The organism is Ectothiorhodospira lacustris (genome assembly GCF_022227785.1).
Classification (GTDB): Bacteria; Pseudomonadota; Gammaproteobacteria; order Ectothiorhodospirales; family Ectothiorhodospiraceae; genus Ectothiorhodospira; species Ectothiorhodospira lacustris.
The window spans coordinates 1-18190 of sequence record NZ_JAJNQM010000073.1 but is presented as its reverse complement, the minus strand read 5'-3'; the positions used below and the strand labels follow the sequence as shown (position 1 = coordinate 18190).

General features: G+C 64.7%; 17 protein-coding genes. 10 read left to right on the top strand and 7 right to left on the bottom strand.

Translation table 11 applies throughout. The features are described 5' to 3' along the window. From LQ952_RS12765 to asd, 6 genes are all read right to left on the bottom strand, one after another. Positions 1-699, bottom strand: a 699-nt coding sequence (locus LQ952_RS12765) for a succinate dehydrogenase iron-sulfur subunit (protein WP_238623020.1), incomplete at its 3' end; no start/stop codon positions are given. A gap of 27 nt (positions 700-726) precedes the next feature. After that, a complete protein-coding gene (gene sdhA, locus LQ952_RS12760) occupies positions 727-2517 on the bottom strand; it encodes a succinate dehydrogenase flavoprotein subunit (RefSeq protein WP_238623019.1) in 1791 nt (596 codons plus the stop codon). Positions 2518-2520: 3 nt separating this feature from the next. After that, complete coding sequence (gene sdhD, locus LQ952_RS12755) at positions 2521-2901, bottom strand: succinate dehydrogenase, hydrophobic membrane anchor protein (protein WP_238623018.1); 381 nt, start codon at positions 2899-2901, stop codon at positions 2521-2523. Positions 2902-2914: 13 nt separating this feature from the next. Continuing rightward, the gene (sdhC, locus tag LQ952_RS12750; protein WP_238623017.1) at positions 2915-3292 is read right to left on the bottom strand and encodes a succinate dehydrogenase, cytochrome b556 subunit; all 378 of its coding nucleotides are present in this window, start codon (positions 3290-3292) and stop codon (positions 2915-2917) included. A gap of 170 nt (positions 3293-3462) precedes the next feature. Continuing rightward, positions 3463-3639: a DUF1674 domain-containing protein gene (locus LQ952_RS12745; protein WP_238623016.1), complete on the bottom strand. Its 177-nt coding sequence runs from the start codon at positions 3637-3639 to the stop codon at positions 3463-3465. Between the two features lie 176 nt (positions 3640-3815). Beyond that, a complete protein-coding gene (gene asd / locus LQ952_RS12740; protein WP_238623015.1) occupies positions 3816-4682 on the bottom strand; it encodes an archaetidylserine decarboxylase in 867 nt (288 codons plus the stop codon). Positions 4683-4724: 42 nt separating this feature from the next. On the opposite strand from asd, the gene prmB reads away from it, so the two are divergent. From prmB to LQ952_RS12720, 4 genes are all read left to right on the top strand, one after another. Continuing rightward, on the top strand, positions 4725-5630 hold the full coding sequence (gene prmB, locus LQ952_RS12735; RefSeq protein WP_238623014.1) for a 50S ribosomal protein L3 N(5)-glutamine methyltransferase: 906 nt from the start codon (positions 4725-4727) through the stop codon (positions 5628-5630). Positions 5631-5768: 138 nt separating this feature from the next. Continuing rightward, entirely contained in the window at positions 5769-7157 is a 1389-nt protein-coding gene (gene hemN, locus LQ952_RS12730; RefSeq protein ID WP_238623013.1) for an oxygen-independent coproporphyrinogen III oxidase, read from the top strand. A 2-nt stretch (positions 7158-7159) separates the two neighbouring features. Next, positions 7160-8260 (top strand): chorismate synthase, encoded by a 1101-nt coding sequence (aroC, locus tag LQ952_RS12725; protein ID WP_238623012.1) that lies wholly within the window; start codon positions 7160-7162, stop codon positions 8258-8260. A gap of 34 nt (positions 8261-8294) precedes the next feature. Next, positions 8295-9473, top strand: a complete 1179-nt coding sequence (locus LQ952_RS12720) for an MFS transporter (RefSeq protein WP_238623011.1) — start codon at positions 8295-8297, stop codon at positions 9471-9473. 171 nt (positions 9474-9644) lie between these two features. On the opposite strand, the gene LQ952_RS12715 is transcribed toward LQ952_RS12720, so the two are convergent. Next, positions 9645-10517: a LysR family transcriptional regulator gene (locus tag LQ952_RS12715; protein ID WP_238623010.1), complete on the bottom strand. Its 873-nt coding sequence runs from the start codon at positions 10515-10517 to the stop codon at positions 9645-9647. 194 nt (positions 10518-10711) lie between these two features. Between LQ952_RS12715 and leuC the strand changes: the two genes are divergently transcribed. From leuC to LQ952_RS12685, 6 genes are all read left to right on the top strand, one after another. Continuing rightward, positions 10712-12118, top strand: a complete 1407-nt coding sequence (gene leuC, locus LQ952_RS12710; RefSeq protein ID WP_238623009.1) for a 3-isopropylmalate dehydratase large subunit — start codon at positions 10712-10714, stop codon at positions 12116-12118. Between the two features lie 17 nt (positions 12119-12135). Next, entirely contained in the window at positions 12136-12771 is a 636-nt protein-coding gene (leuD, locus tag LQ952_RS12705; protein WP_238623008.1) for a 3-isopropylmalate dehydratase small subunit, read from the top strand. Positions 12772-12995: 224 nt separating this feature from the next. Next, positions 12996-14075 carry a 3-isopropylmalate dehydrogenase gene (gene leuB / locus LQ952_RS12700; RefSeq protein WP_238623007.1) on the top strand — a complete coding sequence of 360 codons (1080 nt, stop codon included), beginning with the start codon at positions 12996-12998 and terminating at the stop codon, positions 14073-14075. A 116-nt stretch (positions 14076-14191) separates the two neighbouring features. Beyond that, positions 14192-15214 (top strand): aspartate-semialdehyde dehydrogenase, encoded by a 1023-nt coding sequence (locus LQ952_RS12695; protein WP_238623006.1) that lies wholly within the window; start codon positions 14192-14194, stop codon positions 15212-15214. Positions 15215-15330: 116 nt separating this feature from the next. Continuing rightward, a complete protein-coding gene (locus LQ952_RS12690) occupies positions 15331-16641 on the top strand; it encodes a type IV pilus assembly protein FimV (protein ID WP_238623005.1) in 1311 nt (436 codons plus the stop codon). Next, on the top strand, positions 16620-18104 hold the full coding sequence (locus tag LQ952_RS12685) for a motility hub landmark protein FimV (protein ID WP_238623004.1): 1485 nt from the start codon (positions 16620-16622) through the stop codon (positions 18102-18104). Before LQ952_RS12690 ends, LQ952_RS12685 begins: the two co-directional genes overlap by 22 nt. Positions 18105-18190 lie beyond the last annotated feature (86 nt).

The following is an 18190-nucleotide window of genomic DNA, read 5'->3' as shown; positions in this document are numbered from 1 at the left end:
GCAGTTCATGATGGTGTGGCAGCGATACAGCTTGAACGGGTCCTCCAGGGCATCCAGGCGCTCACCGGTGACCTCGTCACGGCTGTCCACAATCCAGCGATAAGCTTGCAGCAGGATGGCCGGACCCAGGTAGCGGTCACCGTTCCACCAGTAGCTGGGGCAGCTAGTGGAGCAGCAGGCGCAGAGGATGCACTCGTACAGACCGTCCAGCCGGGCGCGCTCTTCCTTGGACTGCAGTCGCTCGGAATCCGGCGGCGGTGGGGTCTGGGTCTGGATCCAGGGCTTGATGGATGCATACTGGGCATAGAAGTGGGTCATTTCCGGAATCAGGTCCTTGACCACCTTCATGTGCGGCAGCGGGTAGATGTTCACATCCCCCTTGATCTCGTCAATGGCCTTGGTGCACGCCAGGGTGTTGGTGCCGTCGATGTTCATGGCGCAGGACCCGCAGATCCCCTCCCGGCAGGAGCGCCGGAAGGAAAGGGTGGAGTCCATCTCGTCCTTGATCTTGATGACGGCGTCCAGCACCATCGGCCCGCAGGTGTCCAGGTCCACCTCGTAGGTGTCGATGCGCGGGTTATCACCGCTGTCCGGGTCCCAGCGATAGATATTGAAGCGCTTGACGTTGGTGGCACCCTCGGCCTTGAAGGTCTTGCCCTTCTTGATCCGGGAATTGATTGGCAATACAAACTGGGCCATGGTCTTGCGTTCTCCTGAATCTGCGGCTCAGTAGACCCGTGCCTTGGGCGGCACGACTTCCACGTCATCGCTGAGGGTGTACATGTGCACCGGGCGGTAGTCGAGCTTGACCTTGCCCTGTGCGTCGACCCAGGACAGGGTGTGCTTCATCCAGGTCTCATCGTCGCGATCCGGGAAGTCCTCGCGGGCGTGGGCGCCGCGGCTTTCCTGACGGTTCACTGCCGAGCGGATGGTGGCCACGGCACTGCCCAGCAGGTTTTCCAGTTCCAGGGTTTCCACCAGATCCGAGTTCCAGACCAGGGAACGATCACTGACCCGCACGTCACCGAAGGACTGGAAGACCTCGTCCATGCGCTCGCAGCCCTTCTGCAGGGTCTCGCCGGTACGGAACACGGCGGCATAGCGCTGCATGCATTCCTGCATGTCGCCGCGGATGGACGCGGTGGAGCGGCTGCCGTCGGCGTAGCGCAGACGGTCCAGACGCTCCAGGGCGGCGTCGCTGGCGCCGGCCGGCAGGTCGGGCACGGAGGCGCCGATGTCCTTGACGATCTCGGCGGCGCGGATGGCGGCGGAACGGCCGAACACCACCAGGTCCAGCAGGGAGTTGGAACCCAGACGGTTGGCGCCGTGCACGGAGACGCAGGCCGCCTCGCCGATGGCCATCAGGCCCGGCACGATGTGATCCGGATTGCCGTCCTTGAGGGTGACCACCTCGCCCCGGTAGTTGGTGGGGACACCGCCCATGTTGTAGTGCACGGTGGGCAGCACCGGGATGGGCTCTTTGGTGACGTCCACGCCGGCGAAGATCTTGGCGGTCTCGGCGATCCCCGGCAGGCGTTCGTTGATCACCTCCGGACCCAGGTGCTCCAGATGCAGGTGAATGTGATCCTGCTTCGGACCCACGCCGCGACCTTCGTTGATCTCTATGGTCATGGAGCGGGAGACCACGTCACGGGAGGCCAGGTCCTTGGCGTTGGGGGCATAGCGTTCCATGAAGCGCTCACCCTTGGAGTTGGTCAGGTAGCCGCCTTCGCCGCGCACTCCTTCGGTAATCAGACAGCCGGCGCCGTAGATGCCGGTGGGATGGAACTGGACGAACTCCATGTCCTGCAGGGGTAGGCCGGCGCGCAGCGCCATGCCCATGCCGTCACCGGTACAGGTGTGGGCGGAGGTGCAGGAGAAGTAGCTGCGGCCGTAGCCGCCGGTGGCCAGCACCACCAGGTGGGCGCGGAAGCGGTGCAGGGTGCCGTCCACCAGGTTCAGGGCCATTACGCCGCGGCAGGCCTCGCCGTCCATGATCAGGTCGGTGGCGAAGTATTCGATGAAGAATTCCGCCTGATGCTTGAGGGCCTGCTGGTACAGGGTGTGCAGGATGGCGTGGCCGGTACGGTCGGCGGCGGCGCAGGTGCGCTGGGCGCGGCCTTCGCCGAAACGGGTGGTCATGCCGCCGAAGGGGCGCTGGTAGATCTTGCCGTCCTCGGTACGGGAGAAGGGCACGCCGTAGTGTTCTAGCTCGATGATGGCGGGAACGGCCTCGCGGCACATGTATTCGATGGCATCCTGGTCGCCGAGCCAGTCGGAGCCCTTGACGGTGTCGTACATGTGCCAGCGCCAGTCATCTTCGCCCATGTTGCCCAGTGCCGCGGAGATGCCGCCCTGAGCGGCCACGGTGTGGCTGCGGGTGGGGAAGACCTTGGTTACGCAGGCGGTCTTGAGACCTTTTTCCGCCATGCCGAAGGTGGCTCTCAGGCCGGCGCCACCGGCGCCCACCACCACCACGTCATAGGCATGGTCGACAATCTTGTAGTCGCCCTTCATCAATCAGCTCCCGAAAGCAATGCGCAAAATGGCGACGATCCCGATGATCGCCAGCAGCCACGTGAGAAACGTCATGGCAATGAGCACCGTGAATTTCTTGCCTTCACTGTGCACGTAATCTTCGATAACGGTCTGCAGGCCCATCCGGATGTGATGAAACATCACCCCGACGCCGAGGATCAGCAGGACCGTGTTCAGGGGCTTGGCGGCCCAGGCCAGGGTGGCCTCGTAGCCTGTGCCGGCCAGGGTGGCCAGGCTGAAGATCAGCCACAGCATCAGCGGTACCAGGGCGATGGAGGACAGACGCATCACCCACCAGTGGTGGGTGCCGTCCTTGGCGGAACCGAGGCCGTGGGCCCGGCCGAGTGGTGTACGAAGGCTCATGTCGATATCCCCGTCAGATCACGATGACCCAGAAGATCAGGGTCAGAAGGAGTGTGGTGGCCAGGGCGATCCAGCCGGTGACATAGACGCCCTTGATGGTCAGTGCGACACCCGCGTCCCAGACGAGATGGCGAATGCCGGCACACAGGTGATAGAACAGCGCCAGGGTGACGGGGGCCAGGATCGCGATTCCGATCCAGCCATGCAGCAGGGCCTCGGCGCGGGCGAAGGCCTCGGGGCCAGCGGCCAGGGCGGCCAGCCAGTAGACCAGGATCAGACTGGCGATGCTCAGGATCACGCCGGTGATCCGATGCAGGATCGAGAGTACCGAGGTCATCTGCGGCCGATAGACCTGCAGATGGGGTGACAGCGGCCGGTTGTCGTTTGGCATGGCTTGGAAGGCTCCGCTTGAAGAGTCCGCAGTGTGCGGGTGTTGACGGTCTGCTACCCCGAAACCCTTGCACGCCATGGCGTTCCGGGCCGGGGAAGGTCGTTCTGTCATGCGATATGCAAGGGCGGCGGCTGCCAGTGTGCTGCCCGGCAGGCCGAGGTGGCCGGCTGTCAGAAGTCGGTGCAACGTCCGCGCTGTTCCCAGTCGCCGTAGCGGGTGGGTTCCGGACCCTGGTAGCCGCCGATCTCCCGCGCCGGCCGGGGCGTGGCGGACGGAGGGGGCAGTGAATCGCCCGCCTTCAACGCCTGCTCATCATCAGGCGTCGATGTGTGATCTTTCTCGCTCATGGGTATTCTCATTATTCGCCGCGATAGGGGCGTCCGGGTGCTTGCTGCGTCCGGCGACATGAACTGAAGACCCCGGCCGCGCGCCCCGTGATTTGGCTGCCGCACATGACGCGGCGCATCAAATCAGAGTATAAATAGCAGTTCTGCGCGGGGCTCGCAAGGTCGGGGGCGCCACCTCAGCGCCGGGCCAGGGCCTGACCCATGCGGACCGCCTGGCCCGGTGCCAGGTCCGGCAGCCAGCCGGAAACCTGTTCGGGGAGCAGCAGGATGACGGTGGAGCCCAGATTGAAGCGCCCCATCTCTTCGCCTCGCGCCAGGGTCGGCGGGTCGTCCCGGTGGTCCCATCGGCGCGGTGTCCGGGGGTTGCGCGGGGTGATTTCACCGGCCCAGACCGTCTCGATGGAGGCCACGTTGATGGCGCCTACCAGCACCATGGCCATGGGGCCGAAATCCGTCTCGAACAGGCAGGCCAGACGTTCGTTGCGGGCAAACAGGCCGGGCACGGTCTTGACCGTGAAGGGCGCCACCGAGAACAGGCGGCCGGGCACATACACCGATTCCCGCAGAGACCCGTTCCAGGGCATGTGGATGCGGTGATAGTCGCGGGGGGAGAGGTAGAGGGTGATGAAGTGTCCGTCGGCAAAGGGTGCCGCCAGGTCTGCGTCCCCGCCCAGCAGGGCAGCGGCCGAGTAGGCGTGTCCCTTGGCCTGGATCAGCTGCCCGTCGCGAATGCGGCCGAGCTGACTGATGCGGCTGTCCGCCGGGCTGACCAGGGCGTCCGGGGAGGGGGCCAGCGGCCGGGCGTCGGGCTTCAGGGCGCGGGTGAACAGGTCGTTGAAGCTGGCATAGCGGCTCGGATCCGATTCGACGGCCTCGGACATGTCCAGGCCGTAACGGCGAATGAACCACCGTGCCACCGGGTCCTTGTGCCGGGTTTCCCAGCGCGACAGCCGGTAAACCAGCCGCGAGATCCCGTGATGGGGCAGCAGATACAGGGGCAGGGCCTTGAGCCAGTCCTGCCAGTTGGCCACTTGATCGTTCATCGGCGTATTATTCCACACCCTGAACCGCACTGGCTGATTTCCATGACCGATTCCACCGCTACCGACGGGCTGCTGACCGTCCGTGACTTCATTCGCTACGGCATGAGTCGTTTCACCGCCGCGGGCCTGAGTTTCGGCCATGGCACCGACAATGCCCTGGATGAAGCCGCCTGGCTGGTGCTCCACACCCTGCACATGCCCCATGACATGACCGGTCCCTGGCTGGAATGCCGCCTCACCCGGGACGAACGGGAGCGGGTGACGGCACTGCTGGAGCAGCGGGTGCAGACCCGCAAGCCCGCCGCCTACCTGACCGGTCAGGCCTGGTTCATGGGGCTGGAATTCTTCGTCGACGAGCGGGTGCTGGTGCCCCGTTCCCCCCTGGCGGAACTGATCCAGCAGGGGTTTGCGCCCTGGATCGAAGTCGGTGAGGTGCGCCGGGTGCTGGATCTGTGTACCGGCAGCGGCTGCATCGGCATTGCCTGCGCCCATGTGTTCGATGAGGCTCGGGTGGACGTGAGTGACATCTCCCCGGACGCCCTGACGGTGGCCCGGGAGAATATCCGTCGTCACGGGCTGGAGGGGCGGGTGGAGGCGGTGCAGTCCGACCTCTTCAAGGGGCTGGGCGGGCGGCGCTATGACATTATCGTCAGCAATCCCCCCTACGTGGACGCCCGGGACATGGCGGCCCTGACCCCGGAATTTCACCATGAACCGGCGCTGGGGCTGGCCTCGGGTCCGGACGGTCTGGATGCGACCCTGGAGATCCTGCGGGACGCGGCGGATCATCTCAACCCCGGCGGCATTCTGGTGGTGGAGGTGGGCAACAGCGCCCCGGCCCTGGAGGCGCGTCTGCCCGGCGCGCCCTTCACCTGGCTGGAATTCGAATCGGGCGGGGAGGGGGTCTTCCTGCTGACCGCCGAGCAGCTGCAGGCCCTGGACATCTAGGGGCTCCGGCCCGGAAAGCCACACCGGGATGACCTCCGACTTGGCGCAAGTCACCAAAATACCCCAATACGTTCGGCACATCCGCCCTGAGCGGTTACAATAGACAGTTACATTCCTAGACCGGGTACCAATGCCGTCATGAGCTTGTCGCAGACCATCGATTTCGATCTGGACCTGATCAACCGTTACAATACGGCGGGTCCCCGTTACACCTCCTATCCCACCGCCGTACAGTTCCACGAAGGTCTGGATGCCGATCGCTATGCGGAGATCGCCCGGGGCACCAACGCCAGCGGCCGTCCCCTGTCCCTGTATTTCCACATCCCCTTCTGCGACACGGTCTGCTTCTACTGTGCCTGCAACAAGGTGGTGACCAAGGATCGCGCCAAGGCCCGTCCCTACCTGGACCGTCTCTACAAGGAAATGGCCCTGCAGGGCGAGCTGTTCGATCGCAGCCGCCCGGTGACCCAGCTGCACTGGGGCGGTGGCACCCCCACCTTCATCTCCCATGACGAGATGATCGAGCTGATGGACAAGACCCGCGAACACTTCAGGCTGCTGGATGACGACACCGGCGAGTATTCCATCGAGATCGACCCCCGTGAGGTGCATGACGACACCCTCGCCCTGCTGCGCAAGCTGGGTTTCAACCGCATCAGCCTCGGGGTGCAGGACTTTGACGAGACCGTGCAGAAGGCCGTTAACCGGGTTCAGACCGAAGCCCAGGTGATGAGTGTGCTGGACGAGGCCCGCCGCCTGGGCTTCCGCTCCACCAGCGTGGACCTGATCTACGGCCTGCCGCACCAGACCCCGGATACCTTCGGCAACACCGTGCGCAAGATCATCGAGGTGAACCCGGCCCGGATATCCGTATTCAATTACGCCCACCTGCCGGATCGCTTCAAGCCCCAGCGTCGCATCGACGAGGATGCCCTGCCCAATCCTGCGGACAAGCTCACCATCCTGCAGCAGACCATCCAGCAGCTCACCGAGGCCGGCTACGTCTACATCGGCATGGACCACTTCGCACGTCCCGACGACGAGCTGGCCGTGGCCCAGCGTGACCACACCCTGTACCGCAACTTCCAGGGCTATTCCACCCACTCCAACTGTGACCTGATCGGCCTGGGTTCCACCAGCGTGGGCGTGGTGGGCAACAGCTACAGCCAGAACCACCACGACCTGGAGAAGTATTACCAGTGCCTGGATGAAAACCGCCTGGCGGTGTTCCGGGGCGTGGAGTTGGATGCGGACGACCTGCTGCGCCGGGACGTCATCACCCGTCTGATCTGCCACTTCGAGCTGGCTTTTGCCGACGTGGAGCGCGCCCACGATATCGTTTTCGGTGACTATTTCGACCAGGAACTAGAAGGGCTCAAGCCCATGGAGGCCGATGGTCTGCTCAAGGTCACCGACAACGCCATCACCGTGCAGCCCGCCGGCCGCCTGCTGATCCGCAACATCTGCATGGTGTTTGACCGTTACCTGCGCCAGGCCACCGAACAGCGCTATTCCAAGGTGATCTGAACGTGTCGGGCAACACCATCGGCAAGCTGTTCACGGTCACCGGCTTCGGTGAGAGCCACGGGCCGGCCATCGGCTGTATCGTCGATGGCTGTCCGCCCGGATTGGCCCTGTGCGAGGCCGACCTGCAGCAGGATCTGGAGCGGCGGCGGCCGGGCAAGACCCGGCACACCACCCAGCGTCGGGAACCGGACCAGGTGAAGATCCTCTCCGGCGTGTTCGAGGGGCGCACCACCGGCACGCCCATCGCCCTGATGATCGAGAATACCGATCAGCGCTCCAGGGACTACGCCGACATTGCCCGGCAGTTCCGGCCGGGCCATGCGGACTATACCTACCACAAGAAATACGGCCTGCGGGATTACCGGGGCGGCGGCCGCAGCTCCGCCCGGGAGACCGCCATGCGGGTGGCGGCCGGGGCCATTGCCAAGAAATACCTCCGGGAGCGCTTCGGCGTCCAGGTGCGGGGCTATCTGGCCCAGCTCGGCCCCATCCGCGCCCGGCAGGTGGACTGGTCCGTGGTGGAGACCAACCCCTTTTTCTGTCCGGATCCGGACCGGGTGCCGGAGATGGAGGCCTACATGGACGAGTTGCGCAAGTCCGGCGACTCCATCGGCGCCCGCATCAACGTGGTGGCCACCGGGCTGCCCCCCGGCTGGGGCGAGCCCATCTTTGATCGTCTGGATGCGGATATCGCCCATGCCATGATGGGTATCAATGCGGTCAAGGCGGTGGAGATCGGTGACGGCTTCGCCTGCGTGGAGCAGAAGGGCACCGAGCACCGGGACGAGATGCTGCCCAAGGGTTTTGCCTCCAACCATGCCGGAGGCGTGCTGGGAGGCATCTCCAGCGGCCAGGACATTCGCGTCAGCATCGCCCTGAAACCGACTTCCAGCCTGCGCATCCCGGGGCGCTCCCTGGACGTGGATGGCCAGCCCATCGAGGTGATCACCACCGGACGTCACGACCCCTGCGTGGGCATTCGCGCCACCCCCATTGCCGAGGCCATGCTGGCCATCGTCCTGATGGACCATGCCCTGCGGCATCGGGGACAGAACGGCGATGTGTCGGTGACCATGGCGGACGTTCCCGCGGGACAGCCCTGAGCGGCTGCCCCGCCGCGCCATCACGTAAAACCCCATGCCTGCCGCCTACTGGAAACTCTCCAGCTTTTACTTTTTCTACTTCGCCAGTATCGGCGCCTTCATGCCCTACTGGGGGCTGTATCTGAACGAGCAGGGGTTCTCCGCCGGACAGATCGGTGAACTGATGGCCATCGTGCTGGCCACCAAGATCATCGCCCCCAATGTCTGGGGCTGGGTGGCGGATCATACGGGGCGCCGCACCCTGGTCATCCGCATCGCCGCGGCCCTGGCCATGCTGAGCTTTTCCGGGCTGCTGTTCTACAGCGGCTACTGGTGGATCGCCGTGGTGATGGCCCTGTTCAGCTTCTTCTGGAACGCGGCCTTGCCCCAGTTCGAGGCCACCACCATGAACCACCTGGGCAAGAGCACCCATGCCTACAGCCGCATCCGGCTCTGGGGGTCCATCGGTTTCGTGCTCTCCGTGGGTTCCCTGGGGGCGGTGTTCGAGCGGGTGGATGTGGCTGTCCTGCCCTGGATCGTGCTGGTGCTGCTGGGGCTCATGTGGCTGAGTACCCTGCAGGTCCGTGACGGTCAGGCGCCGGTGCACGAATCCGCTCCCGTCTCCCTCTGGTCCACCCTGTCCAGCCCGGCGGTGATCCTGCTGCTGGTGGCCTGTTTCCTGATGCAGGCCAGTCATGGTCCCTATTACGCCTTCTTCACCCTGTATCTGGAACTCAACGGCTACACCCGGACCATGGCCGGTTATCTCTGGGCCCTGGGCGTGCTGGCGGAGGTGGGTGTGTTCCTCATGATGCACCGGTGGCTGCCCCGTTTCGGCGCCTGGCCGCTGCTGGCAGTGGCCATGTTCGTTACCATGGTGCGCTGGGCCCTGCTGCCGGTGTTCGTGGACAGTCTGCCCATCATCATCCTGGTGCAGCTCATGCACGCGGCCAGTTACGGGCTCTATCATGCGGCCGCCATTTCCCTGGTGCATCAGTTCTTCGTGGGGCGCCAGCAGGGCAGGGGGCAGGCCTTGTATTCCTCCCTGAGTTTCGGCATGGGCGGAGCTATCGGTGCCCTGATCAGCGGCTATGTCTGGGAGGGTCTGGGGCCGGCCTGGGTCTATGTGATGGCCTCGGTGATGGCGGGTCTGGGCTGGCTGGCCGCCATGGCCGGCAGCCGGGCCTGGAAGGCCGCCTGGGGGCGTGCCCCATCTTCCCGAAGCAACCACTAACCTCCGCATCTTGATGGCGACGTACCCTTGATGATGCAATACAAGATGCACCGATGTTGAAAGACAACAGGGGGTAGGGCCGGCACAGCGCTTGTCCCAGGCCTCTCCCTCATCCCCTACCCTTCTCCCCCCAAGGGGAGAAGGGAGTCTCTGTGATAGCCCCCCGGAACACTACGACATCGCCCGCTGGGCCTCCAGCAGCCGGATCAGGGCGGTGGCGGCATTGGAGCGGGTGCGTTCCCGGTGGGTGACCCAGCCCAGTGACCGCTCCATGGTCAAACCCTCCAGCGCCGGCCGTTGCAGGGATTCCCCCATGGACAGGGGCAATACCCCCCAGCCCAGCCCGATGCCGACCATCATCTGAATGGTTTCCAGGTAATTGGTCTCCAGGATCCGGGTCGGCGCGATGCCCAGGGGCAAAAACGCCCGTTCCACCAACCCCCGGGTGAAGGTGCCCGCGGGGGGCAGAATGGCGACATGGGTATTGAGCCGTTGTGCGGTGACGACCCCCCGGGCCAGATCATGATCCGGCGCGACCATGGGCACCAACGGGTCATCCCACACCGACCGGCAGCTCAGCAGGGGAGAGGGGTGTTCCGGCAGCGTCACCACCGCCAGATCCACCAGACCCTGCTCCGCATACCGGCAGGCATCCTCGGAATCCATGAACCGGATATCCAGTTCCACGGCGGGATATTGTCGGGCGAAGGCCTTGAGTACCGGCGGCAAGCGCCGCAGGCCGACGTGGTGGGAGGTGGCCAGCACCAGCGGACCCTCCACCCGGTCCGACAGACTGTCCAGGAGCCGACGTGTCTCTTCCAGGTCCAGCAGGATGCGCCGGGCCTGGGGCAGCAGTACCCGGCCCGCCTCGGTCAGGCCGACCTGGCGCCCGATGCGATCGAACAGCCGGCGTCCCAGCTCTTCTTCCAGGGCGGCCACCCGCTTGCTCACCGCCGGCTGGGTCAGGTGCAGCACCTCCGCGGCCCGGGAAAATGAGCCGGAAGAAGCAACGGCGGTGAAGGCTTTCAGATTATCGATGAGCATGGGGGAACATCATGGCAGAGTGGACGACACTGGTCTTCTCTCTTCTCCCGCCGTGGGAGAAGGGCCGGGGATGAGGGGTGGCCCTGGATCGGAGCACTCATTCTTTGTGGGAATCTTATTCATGAATAACATGAATTTGTGTTATCAAACGGATGCGCCTATCCTCATTCCCAGCGTACACCGAGGTAAGCGTGATGACTGCAAAGACCCTTTACGACAAGCTCTGGGATGCCCACGTGGTCCGTACCGAAGAGGACGGCACGGCACTTTTGTATATCGACCGTCACCTGGTCCACGAGGTGACCTCACCCCAGGCCTTCGAAGGCCTGCGGCTGACCGCTCGCAAGCTCTGGCGCAGCCATTCCGTGGTGGCGGTCCCCGACCATAACGTGCCCACCCGTGATCGGGATCAGGGCATCGCAGACCCGGTCTCCCGTACCCAGGTGGAGACCCTGCAGCAGAACGTGCGGCATTTCGGGCTCACCTTCTTCCCCATGGGGGACATCCGTCAGGGCATCGTCCACGTGATCGGGCCGGAGCAGGGGGCGACCCTGCCGGGCATGACGGTGGTTTGCGGTGATTCTCATACCTCTACCCACGGGGCCTTTGGTGCCCTGTCCATGGGCATCGGCACCTCCGAGGTGGAGCATGTGCTGGCCACCCAGTGCCTGTTGCAGAAGAAGATGAAGAGCATGCTCATCTGCGTGGACGGGCAGGTGGGTCCCGGGGTCACCGCCAAGGACATCGTGCTGGCCATCATCGGCGAGATCGGTACCGCCGGTGGTACCGGCTACGCCATCGAGTTCGGCGGTGATGCGATTCGCGCCCTGTCCATGGAAGGACGCATGACCGTCTGCAACATGGCCATCGAGGCCGGTGCCCGTGCCGGCATGGTGGCGGTGGACGATACCACCATCGATTACGTGAAGGGTCGGCCCTTTGCGCCCAAGGGGGCGTACTGGCACCAAGCGGTGGAGGCCTGGCGCGAACTGCGTTCCGATCCCGATGCCCGGTTCGACCGGGTGGTTCACATCGATGCCGCCCGCATCGAACCCCAGGTCACCTGGGGCACCTCGCCCGAAATGGTGTTGCCGGTCTCCGGCAAGGTCCCCAACCCGGACGAGGTGACTGACGAGGTGAAGGCCAACGGCATGCGCCGGGCCCTGGAATACATGGGGCTGACCGCCGGCACGCCCATCACCGACGTCACCGTGGACAAGATCTTCATCGGTTCCTGCACCAATGCACGCCTGGAGGATATCCGCGCCGCCGCCGAGGTGGTCAAGGGTCGTCGCGTGGCCGGGAACGTGAAGCTGGCCATGGTGGTGCCCGGTTCCGGGCTGGTAAAGCAGCAGGCCGAGGCGGAAGGTCTGGACCGCATCTTCCTGGATGCCGGGTTTGAGTGGCGGGAGCCGGGCTGCTCCATGTGCCTGGCCATGAATGCGGACCGGCTTGAGCCCGGCGAGCGCTGCGCCTCCACTTCCAACCGCAATTTCGAGAGTCGTCAGGGGTTGGGTGGCCGCACCCATCTGGTGAGTCCGGCCATGGCCGCCGCGGCGGCGGTGACGGGCCGGTTCGCGGACGTGCGTGAGCTCAACTGATAAAAGGTACCGCAGCGATGGAAAAATTCGAGACACTCAACGCCCTGGTCTGTCCATTGGATCGTTCCAACGTGGATACGGACGCCATCATTCCCAAGCAGTATCTGAAGTCCGTGAAACGGACCGGTTTCGGTCCCAATCTGTTTGACGACTGGCGCTACCTGGATCCGGGCGAACCGGGCATGGATCACGGCCGGCGCAAGATCAACCCCGATTTCGTCCTCAACCAGTCCCGCTATGAGGGGGCGCAGATCCTGCTGGCGCGCAAGAACTTCGGCTGCGGCTCCTCTCGCGAACACGCGGTGTGGGCCCTGACCAACTATGGTTTTCGCGTGGTCATCGCGCCGAGCTTTGCGGACATCTTCTTCAACAACAGTTTCAAGAACGGACTGTTGCCCCTGATCCTGGACGAGGCCATTGTCGATCAGTTGTTCCGCGAGGCCGAGGCGACGCCGGGCTACACGCTGACCGTGGACCTTCATGCCCAGACCGTGGTAACCCCGTCCGGGGAGTCCTTCCCGTTCCAGGTGGACCCCTTCCGGCGTCACTGCCTGCTCAATGGCCTGGATGACATCGGTCTGACCCTGCAGCACGGGGAGGATATCCGGGCCTACGAGGCTCGGCGTCGGACCGAGGCGCCTTGGCTGTTCTGAGCCTTTTCCCCTCATCCCCGGCCCTTCTCCCCCAAGGGGAGAAGGGGGGTAATGTGCAGCCCCTCTCTCCACATGGTGAGGTGGGGGCATGGGCAGCCTCTTTCCCCGCATGGGAGGTGAGCGGCATGTGCAGCCTCTTTCCCCTCGTGGGAGAGGGGTTGGGGTGAGGGGGAGAGCCGGAGAAAGGGCTTTTCAATTCCATTCATCGCAGAGAATCGACATCCATGACCCAGAAAATCCTCATCCTGCCCGGTGACGGCATCGGCCCGGAAATCGTCGCTGAGGCTACCCGCCTCCTGAACGCCCTCAAGGACCGTTTCGGCCTGGCCGTGGCGTTGGAAGAGGCCCCCATCGGCGGCGCCGGCTACGATGCCGCCGGCAAGCCGCTGCCCGACGAGACCCTGGCCCTGGCCCGGGCCGCCGACGCGATCCTGCTGGGCGCCGTGGGCGGACCCCGCTATGACCAGCTGGCCTGGGAACTGCGCCCCGAACGGGGGCTGCTGGCCATCCGCGCCGAGCTGGCCCTGTTCTCCAACCTGCGCCCGGCCATCCTCTATCCCCAGCTGGCCTCCGCCTCGGCCCTGAAGCCGGAGATCGTCGGCGGTCTGGACATCATGATCCTGCGCGAGCTGACCGGTGGTGCCTACTTCGGCAAGCCCCGTGGTATCCAGGCCCGCGAGGACGGGGTGCGGGAAGGGTTCAACACCATCATCTATTCCGAGCCGGAAATCGAACGCATCGTGCGCAGTGGCTTCGAGATCGCCATGAAGCGCGATCGTCGCCTGTGCTCGGTGGACAAGGCCAACGTACTGGAGGTCTCCCAGCTCTGGCGCGAGGTGGCCGAACGGGTGGCCAGGGACTATCCGGAGGTGGCCCTGTCCCACATGTACGTGGACAACGCCGCCATGCAGCTGGTGCGGGCACCCAAGCAGTTTGACGTGATCGTGACGGAAAACATGTTCGGTGACATCCTCTCCGATGCCGCCGCCATGCTCACCGGCTCCATCGGCATGCTGCCTTCCGCCTCCCTGGACGCCGAAGGCAAGGGCATGTACGAACCCATTCACGGTTCCGCCCCGGACATCGCCGGTCAGGGCGTGGCCAATCCGCTGGCTACCCTGCTGTCGGTGGCCATGATGCTGCGCTACACCCTGAACGAAGAGGTCCAGGCCGCCCGTGTGGAAGCGGCGGTGGGACGGGTGCTGGATCAGGGGTTGCGCACTGCCGACATCTGGACCGAGGGCTGCCGCAAGGTGGGGACCCGCGAGATGGGCGAGGCCGTGGTGGCCGCGTTGGCGGACTGACGGGCAAGGTAGGCGATGGCTGGTATCCGGGATTTTCGTGCGGATACCGGCGCACCTGTTAGACTGATACACACCAGTTTGAACGAAAGACACCGTATCCAAGGAATTACGAAGCGATGAGCAAAACCTATGATGTGGCCGTCGTCGGCGCCACCGGCGCGGTGGGTGAGACCATGTTGTCCATCCTGGCGGAACGCAAGTTTCCGGTAGGCAATGTCCATGCCGTGGCCAGCAGCCGTTCCGCCGGCAGCCGGGTGGCCTTCGGCAACAGGCAGCTGGTGGTGGAAGACCTGGCCACCTTCGATTTCTCCAAGGTGCAGATCGGACTGTTTTCGCCCGGCGCCTCCGTGTCCAAGGAATATGCGCCCAAGGCCGCGGCGGCCGGCTGCGTGGTGATCGACAACACCTCTCAGTTTCGCTATGACGACGACATCCCGCTGGTGGTGCCGGAGGTCAACCCCCATGCGGTGGCCGGTTATAAAAACCGCGGCATCATCGCCAACCCCAACTGCTCCACCATCCAGATGCTGGTGGCCCTCAAGCCCCTGCACGATGCCGCCGGCATCGAGCGCATCAACGTGGCCACTTATCAGGCCGTCTCCGGTACCGGCAAGGAGGCGATCGAGGAACTGGCCGCCCAGACCGCCCAATTGCTCAACGGCAAGCCGGTGGAATGCAAGGTCTATCCCAAGCAGATCGCCTTCAACGTCCTGCCCCACATCGACGTCTTCATGGATAACGGCTACACCAAGGAAGAAATGAAGATGGTCTGGGAGACCCGCAAGATCATGGAAGACGACCGGATTCAGGTGAACCCCACTGCGGTGCGGGTGCCCGTGTTCTACGGTCATTCCGAGGCGGTGCACATCGAGACTCGCGAGAAGCTTACCGCCGAACAGGCCCGCGAACTGCTGTCCAGGGCGCCCGGCGTGGTGGTCATGGACGAGCGCCGTGACGGCGGGTATCCCACGGCGGTCACCGAAAGCGCCGCTCAGGATCCGGTCTTCGTGGGACGTATCCGGGAGGATGTCTCCCATCCCCGCGGTCTGAACCTGTGGGTGGTGGCGGACAACGTCCGCAAGGGTGCGGCCCTGAACAGTATCCAAATAGCGGAAGTTTTGATAAAAGATTTCCTGTAAGCAAAGGTCCGGAGCTGTCTCTGCGCCGGGCCGGCGATACATCACCGTCGGCTCGGACACGGGGGCATCACATCGGCAGGGGGCTTGGCCGGATCGTTTCAGAAAGGGGACATGCTGTGCGCAGACTGGCTTTGGGAACCGCCTTGTGGGCACTCATGGCGCCGGGGGCGACTCTTGCCCTTGGCCTGGGGGAGATCGAGACCCGTTCGGCACTGAATCAGCCTCTGCGGGCGGAGATCCATCTCCTGTCCGTGCGCCCTGGGGAGATGGAAGATCTGGTGGTCAGGCTGGCGCCCGATGCCCTCTTTCAGCGGCTCGGCATCGATCGCTCCCACCTGCTCTCCGATCTGCAGTTCGAGCCGGTCACCACGGCGGATGGGCGGCACGTGGTCCGTGTCACCTCCCGCAACCCCATCCGCGAACCCTTCCTGAATTTCCTGATTGAAGCCAGCTGGCCCAGTGGCCGGCTGGTGCGTGAGTACACGGTACTTCTTGACCCGCCCACCATGTTCGAGCGGGCACCACCACCGGCACCGACCCTGGCCGCCCCCGTCGATCGGCGCCCGTCCGCACCTCCCACCACCCCGCGCCCGGATACCGTGGCCGCTCCCTCCACTTACCGGGTCAGGGCAGGGGATACCATGTGGGATCTGGGCACGCGGCTGCGTCCCGATGCCGGAATCTCGGTCGAACAGATGATGATGGCCCTGTTGCGTGCCAATCCCGAGGCGTTCACCGACAACAACATCAACAATGTTCGCAGCGGCAGCGTGCTCCGGGTGCCCGAGCGTGACGAGGTCATGGCCCTGAGTGCGGCCGAGGCCCGCCGTGAAGTGGCCGGCCAGCATCGTCTGTGGCGGGAGTATCGGGCCAGGGCCGCCGAAGAGGCCCCCAGACCCCAGCTTCCGGCCACGCCGGATATACCGCCTGCCCCCCCCGCCGTGTCCCAACCGGATCCGGCGCCGCGGGAGACGGATGATGGACGTCTGGAGATCGTGGCCGAGTCCGATGCCCGGTCTGTCGACGGAACGGCGCGGCTGGAACAGGATCTGGCCCTGTTGCGGGAGACCAGTGAAACCCGGCGCCAGGAAGGTCTCGAATTGCGAGAGCGCATTCGCGAACTGGAAGACCTGCTGGAGCGGCAGGGGCGCCTGCTGGCACTGAATAACCAGCAACTGGCGCAACTTCAGCGACAGCTGGCCGTTGCCCAGGGCGAGGACCTGGATGCCTTGCCGGTGCCGGTGTCGCCCACGGCACCCATGACCCCCCGGCCGTTACCGCCGATAGTGACGGATGACCCCGTATCGGCAGCTCCGATTCCGGCCCCGATCACACCCCGGCCCCGCAGCCTCCCGTCACTGCACCGGCGCCTCAGCCTCAGGCCGCCGGCTTCCTGGCCGAAGTGTTGCGTAGTCCTTCCCTGCTGATCGGAGGAGGCTTCGGCATCCTGCTTATCCTCGCCCTGATCCTGTTGGCGCTGCGGCGTTTGCGCGGTCAGGCTGATGCGGCCGGGGAGCCGAGCATCGCGCCTGAGCCCCACTACCGGGGGCAGGATGCGGTATCTTCCGGATCCGGTGCCACCACCCTGGCCACCGGGGTTGCGGGTGCCGGTCTGGCCGCGGCCAGGCCCGCCTCATCCGAGGCGACGGTGACCGCGGAAAAGGCCCCGGTCGATCTGACCTCCACGGCCATGATGGATACCGTGGAAACCCAGTTGCCGGCAGTCCCTGCGTCCCCTGCCGCCGCCGATGGCGCGCCTCCTGAAGCAGGCAGCTGGGATGAAGTGGTCAATGACGACACCATCGCCGAAGCCGATGTGTATCTGGCCTACGGCCTGTACCAGCAGGCCGAGGACCTGCTGAAGGAAGCACTGGGCCGCGCGCCCGACCGCCCCGACTACCAGTTCAAACTGGCGGAAACCTACTTTGCCACCGGCAACCAAGCCGCGTTTGATGAGACGGCGGCACGGATGTTCGAGCAGAAGGGGGACCGTACTTCCGCCCTGTGGGACCGCCTGGTGACCATGGGACAGGAACTGAGTCCGGGGAACAGCCTCTATCAGGCCGGGCAGAGAACCTCGTCCCTGTCGCCTCCGGCGAGGGCGGATGACAGCGATCTGATCCTGGATGCACAGGATCTTGAGGTATCCCTGGGGGAGGTGGATTTCGACATCCACGATGACATGGATACCCAAATGACGGGCCGGTCCGATGGCGATGACGATGCGCCCACGTCGCTGCTGTCCGGCGACGAAGAAGCACCGACCCGATTGCAGAATACCGGACCTGATGATGCCCCGACGGCCAAGCCGGCCCAGGATGCAGCAAGGGTGAAGGATGAGGACGAAACCCTGCAGTTCGCCCTGGGGGATCTGGATTTCGAGATTGACGACCTGGAATCGGATACCTCGATGCCCGGCCCGGCGACGGTGAATCAGGAAGACGAGACGGTCAATCTCGGCTTGGATGAGCAGGCGCCCTCCCGCGAGGCAGGTCGCGGCACGCAATCACCGGCTTCGGGTAATGACGCGACGGTCGAGATTGATTTCAAGGATCTGGACTGGGCGGATGATGATGCAACCGCCCGGATACCCCCGGAGCCTGAAGACACGGCCGGCGGCAGGTACGGTGAAGCGGACGCGGACGACACCATGGGCCTTCTGGATGACTCCTTTACGGAGGAGGATCTGAGAAACCTTGAGGATGATACCGAGGGCCTGGAAGATGCCTTCGGTCTCGGCGACGAAGTCAGCACCAAGCTGGATCTGGCCCGTGCCTATATCGACATGGGGGATGCAGAAGGCGCCCGCGCCACCCTGGAAGAAGTCCTGGCAGAAGGCGATGCCCTGCAGAAGCAGGAGGCTCGGGATCTCCTGAATCAGCTCCGCTGAAATTCTCCGGGGTAGGTGAATGTCTGAGCCGATGCATCCGGCCCTGAAGATCCTGGGTGTCATCCTGTTCATCCTGGGCGTGGCCC

Excerpts from the sequence above, each read along its gene's own strand:
- leuC (WP_238623009.1), top strand. The coding sequence starts at position 10,712 with ATGACTGCAAAGACCCTTTACGACAAGCTCTGGGATGCCCACGTGGTC.
- sdhA (WP_238623019.1), bottom strand. The coding sequence starts at position 2,517 with ATGAAGGGCGACTACAAGATTGTCGACCATGCCTATGACGTGGTGGTG.
- prmB (WP_238623014.1), top strand. The coding sequence starts at position 4,725 with ATGACCGATTCCACCGCTACCGACGGGCTGCTGACCGTCCGTGACTTC.
- leuD (WP_238623008.1), top strand. The coding sequence starts at position 12,136 with ATGGAAAAATTCGAGACACTCAACGCCCTGGTCTGTCCATTGGATCGT.
- LQ952_RS12715 (WP_238623010.1), bottom strand. The coding sequence starts at position 10,517 with ATGCTCATCGATAATCTGAAAGCCTTCACCGCCGTTGCTTCTTCCGGC.
- leuB (WP_238623007.1), top strand. The coding sequence starts at position 12,996 with ATGACCCAGAAAATCCTCATCCTGCCCGGTGACGGCATCGGCCCGGAA.
- LQ952_RS12720 (WP_238623011.1), top strand. The coding sequence starts at position 8,295 with ATGCCTGCCGCCTACTGGAAACTCTCCAGCTTTTACTTTTTCTACTTC.
- sdhC (WP_238623017.1), bottom strand. The coding sequence starts at position 3,292 with ATGCCAAACGACAACCGGCCGCTGTCACCCCATCTGCAGGTCTATCGG.
- LQ952_RS12695 (WP_238623006.1), top strand. The coding sequence starts at position 14,192 with ATGAGCAAAACCTATGATGTGGCCGTCGTCGGCGCCACCGGCGCGGTG.
- LQ952_RS12745 (WP_238623016.1), bottom strand. The coding sequence starts at position 3,639 with ATGAGCGAGAAAGATCACACATCGACGCCTGATGATGAGCAGGCGTTG.
- asd (WP_238623015.1), bottom strand. The coding sequence starts at position 4,682 with ATGAACGATCAAGTGGCCAACTGGCAGGACTGGCTCAAGGCCCTGCCC.
- sdhD (WP_238623018.1), bottom strand. The coding sequence starts at position 2,901 with ATGAGCCTTCGTACACCACTCGGCCGGGCCCACGGCCTCGGTTCCGCC.
- hemN (WP_238623013.1), top strand. The coding sequence starts at position 5,769 with ATGAGCTTGTCGCAGACCATCGATTTCGATCTGGACCTGATCAACCGT.